We start from the raw sequence: 3907 nt of genomic DNA, 5'->3' as shown, positions 1-3907 counted from the left end.
GATATTGAACTGTGTTGTCGGCCATAGGTTTACCGTCGGAGTCAGGATAGAAAAGTTGGGGTTCGATGGGTGCTTGAACCATGCTTTATCTCTTGCGATCGCATTTTGGCCTAGCTTTATTGTATCATCGCAAATCCTCGGTTTGAAACCCTCTCCTTTTATACTAAATCCGTTGAGTAACGCACAGAAAACGGGTTTCTCCGAGAAACCCGTTTTCTGCTCAGGCAAAAGGCTTCGGCCGTGAGCTGAGCCGAACGGCAAAAAGGGGAATAAATAATCAGTCTTTAATAACCAGATTTAGTATTAGGACGACTTTGCCTTAGACCTCTGGCAAAAGTTGTATAAGTAGGGCGTGTTACGCTGTCGCTAACGTACCTTTATTTTTATAAGTAACTTAGAGTATTTTTAAGATTTATTAAAGTCAATGGTAAGATTAAGTAAAATCAATGGTTAATAGATATACCTCTAGGGGAATATCTATTACGGTTGAGGCAGAACCACATTTTTTAAGAGGAGAAAGAGAAAAATCTGCCCAACAGTATGCTGTTTTTGTGGTTAAAACTGCGTCCATTAACTCAAAAGTTGCATCTTTGGCACGTCCAATCAAGTTATAGGTCTCTGTTCTAAATTTTTGAAGTTCCAGAATGTTATTATTCATCTAAGGGAGTTTCTTTAATGCTTGTATTTTTTATTTTCTCCCTTTTTGTTATTCTTGCTTTATTAATATAAGGAAAGGTTACTATTGAGTAAATACTTGAGTTTGGCTATAAAAATTGCAAAATATGAAATGTAAAAATCCTTGACGACGGTGGAAAATTTTGCCATATTTTTCGCTAATAAAGATTCATATCCTGGGTTTGCTGGAGAAGGAAGCACTGTCTATTCCCTGTTCCTGAAAATGCCCAGACTTGTCTGTTCTCATTGGCGACGTGCCAAAAAAGGAAAGAGCAGCGAGTGTCAAAATCGCTACAATATATAGATAAAATCCTAATTGCGAGGAAAGCCTATCGATACCATCTTCGGCAATACCCAGGGACTAAAAGCTAGTCAGATGAAACAGCTACAAAGGCTGTACCATGAACGCTTGCCTATTGATACCCTCACCACCCCAGAATTCGCCCAAAGACTGGCGGCCATCAGTACCGATATCCATCAACCCCTCTGCACCTATATCAACCGTCGCGGCCAGGTAATTCGAGTGGGAGTGGGAACCCCCCGACAAACGCAATTTTCTCTCTTGGAACTACCCCGCTACGGTTCCGAACGTCTTTGCGGAATTCGTTGCATCGCCACGGAACTCAAGCAAGAACCGCCAAAAGAATCCAGTCTAACCGCCATGGCTTTGCAAAGATTAGACGCACTGGTGATCTTAACCCTAACTGGCACAGGCATGATCCGTCGCGGTGGTGGGGCGACCGGTTATGTGGAGCAAGTCTATCTGGCGCATCTCATACCACAAAGTCAAACAAATGTCAATAGTAATATATACTGGTCTGTCTCCCCGCCCTTAAATCTAGAGGATTTAAGCAAACAGGACTTTTTAGAGTTAGTGGAAGGACTAGAGGCGGAGTTTCAGCGAGAATTTACCGCTATAACCGTTGATACAGCCGAAGATCGGGTGCTATTGGTTGGTTTAATGACCGACAATATGAGCGATCGCCAGTTTGAGGACGGTTTAAGCGAATTAGAACGTTTAGTTGATACCGCCGGGGGTAAAGTTTTGCAAGTCACCCGACAAAAACGGGATCATCCCCATCCTCAAACTGTGATCGGTTCGGGAAAAGTGGCAGAAATCGCCCTACAGGTGCAAACTTCGGGGGCTAATTTAGTTGTATTCAATCGCGACCTTTCTCCCGCCCAAATTCGCAATCTAGAGAACCAAATCGGGGTGAGAGTGGTCGATCGCACCGAGGTGATCCTAGACATTTTCGCCCAACGGGCCCAATCGCAAGCGGGTAAACTACAGGTAGAATTAGCCCAATTAGAATACACTTTACCGCGTCTCACCGGGCGCGGATTAGCCATGTCGAGATTAGGGGGAGGAATTGGCACTCGCGGACCAGGGGAGACAAAATTAGAAACAGAACGCCGAACTATTCAACGTCGTTTATCCCGTCTCCAGGATGAGGTGGATCAACTGCAAGCTCATCGTTCCCGTTTACGCAAACAACGGCAAAAACAAGATGTAGCCAGTGTGGCGATCATCGGTTACACCAATGCGGGAAAATCTACTTTAATTAATGCTCTCACCGCTGCCGAAGTTTATACCGCCGATCAACTGTTTGCTACCCTCGATCCCACCACCCGACGCTTAACTATTACCGATCCCCTCACCCAGGTCTCTCACACCCTGTTACTAACCGATACGGTGGGTTTTATCCACGAATTACCCCCCTCGCTGGTGGATGCTTTTCGGGCAACTTTAGAGGAAGTAACGGAAGCAGAGGCATTACTCCATCTGGTGGATCTCTCCCATCCAGCTTGGGAAAGTCAGATTGCCTCGGTGTTAAAAATCCTCTCGGAGATGCCGATTCAAACCGGTCCGATGTTAATGGTGTTTAATAAGTTGGATCAGGTAAAAAGCGACGATTTGGAAATAGCTAAGGAAAAATATCCCCAAGCTGTTTTTATCTCGGCTATTCGTCGCCTCGGATTGGAAACTTTAAAACAAAAGTTAATCGATTTAATCGCTTAATTAGGGTGATCAGCAAACCTGAGCGCTCGGAGGGCGCAGGTTCTTTGCGCCCCTACAGTAACGGATTTTGTCCACAATCTAGGGGCGAACTGCGTTCGCCCAAAAGGTACGTTATCAAAGCGCAAGTCCCTTATGCCCGAATGCTTCGCCCCTACAGGACGCGGTCCGATGAATAAGAGCTTTGCGATCGCCAATAAAAATGCCAGGTTTTTGAAGAGGGCGAATGCAATTCGCCCCTACGATCATATTATCGCGCCAATGATAGGGGCGCACCGTGGTCTCGCGCTTAGAAATTAATTGAATGGAAACACATAAATAGTTGATTTATGTTCAGGATTTAGGGGGCAAAACTCAGTTTTCATCTCAAAGTTGCTGGCGAAATAACAGGAAACCCTTATTTTCTCGTTGGGGACTGTCCTTGAAAATTGAACATAAAATACTAGAATTATGTTCAAAAATCATCCTTCCAGGGGGTTGTCATCTGCTGGGAGAGCGATTAATCTAGGAACAGATGAGTGAGGTAAACCCAATCTCAAGCCAACTACTTTTTTCTTAATTAGGAGTATAATTCCAATGTCCCAACTTCAAATTACTGATTTGGTTCTTGTCAATTCAGAATAAGATAAAGTTCAAGATATTACAGAATACGATTACCGAAATATCATGGGCGGAATAACAATCACAATAACGGAGTACGACAAGAACGGTAAGATTACGAAGGTAACTAAAGTTGAAATTTAAGTAAAAAGTGATTGCTTTTCTAGGAAAAGCAATCACCAATTACAGATATTTTTAGGTAACTGTTCAGGGAGAGATTAATAACTCTTGCTCCAATGCTCTGCCTCAGAACGCCATATCTAAGGCTCTGCTTTATTTCCTTATTTATGTTCAAAAATAATCCTTCAAGAGGGTTGCCATCTGCTTTAAAAAGCATTATATAAAAATAGGTGAGTAAGGTAAACTCAATCTCAAGTTAACTACTTTTTCTTTGATTAAGAGGACAATTTCAATGGCTAGAATTTCGATTAACAATCTACACGCTGATGACCTTAACTCTTCACTTATTTCCTTTAGACCTCTTGCATAATTTTTTTATGGTATAATGTAAGGTTTTGCTTTTTTCTCAATTCTTAGATTGAAGTGGAAAAAAGAATAAAATGTGATCTTAGGTCAGGAAATCATCTATAATTTTGCTATGTTTATTAGCAAAAT

General features: G+C 42.5%; 2 protein-coding genes and 1 pseudogene. 1 reads left to right on the top strand and 2 read right to left on the bottom strand.

All coding sequences use genetic code 11. The features are described 5' to 3' along the window. Window positions 1–82 (bottom strand): annotated as a pseudogene (locus IM507_RS23565) (Uma2 family endonuclease); the annotation flags it as partial. 351 nt (window positions 83–433) lie between these two features. Beyond that, complete coding sequence (locus IM507_RS15350) at window positions 434–658, bottom strand: PH domain-containing protein (protein ID WP_002732487.1); 225 nt, start codon at window positions 656–658, stop codon at window positions 434–436. 333 nt (window positions 659–991) lie between these two features. Between IM507_RS15350 and hflX the strand changes: the two genes are divergently transcribed. Next, window positions 992–2695, top strand: a complete 1704-nt coding sequence (gene hflX, locus IM507_RS15345) for a GTPase HflX (protein ID WP_002731943.1) — start codon at window positions 992–994, stop codon at window positions 2693–2695. Window positions 2696–3907 lie beyond the last annotated feature (1212 nt).

This window comes from Microcystis sp. M20BS1 (genome assembly GCF_020245305.1).
GTDB classification, from domain to species: Bacteria; Cyanobacteriota; Cyanobacteriia; order Cyanobacteriales; family Microcystaceae; genus Microcystis; species Microcystis ichthyoblabe_A.
This window is presented reverse-complemented; position numbering and strand designations above follow the sequence as displayed.

What these genes read in the sequence shown, in the direction of transcription:
- IM507_RS15350 (WP_002732487.1), bottom strand. Translation starts at nt 658, where the DNA reads ATGAATAATAACATTCTGGAACTTCAAAAATTTAGAACAGAGACCTAT.